General features: G+C 37.4%; 1 pseudogene. It reads right to left on the reverse strand.

Annotated features, from left to right (window positions below):
- A pseudogene (locus ACQPUY_RS17800) lies at positions 1-465 on the reverse strand (hypothetical protein); the annotation flags it as partial.

Raw genomic sequence — 465 nt, forward strand, 5'->3', positions numbered from 1 at the left:
CGGCATAAGAGCCTAGGTTATCTTGGCTACCTAACTGACCATAGTTAGCACGTATAGACAGGTCACTAAACCACTTTCCAAGTGCTTTCTCGGCCCAACCTTCTTGCATTACTCTCCATTTAGCAGCAAATGCCGGGAAAGTAGCATAACGGTTATTGGCACCAAACTTAGAAGATCCATCTCTACGTACGGTAGCAGTTAAGAAGTATTTATCGTTATAAGTGTAGTTTACACGACCAAATACTGATTGTAACTCGTTTCTATTATAATCAGGAACGAATGTTGCGTAATTAGTGAAATTGTTATAATTCTTAACAAAAACATCAGTTGGGTTTACAACAGGTGTAGTTAAACCCCAACCTACACTACCTCTATATTGGGTTTCAAAATTTTGAGAAGAATAACCTGCAACAGCATTCACATTGTGTTTGTTGTTAAAAGTTTTGTCATAAGTAACATAGTGTT

Source organism: Clostridium nigeriense (genome assembly GCF_050585245.1).
Lineage (GTDB): Bacteria > Bacillota > Clostridia > Clostridiales > Clostridiaceae > Clostridium > Clostridium nigeriense_A.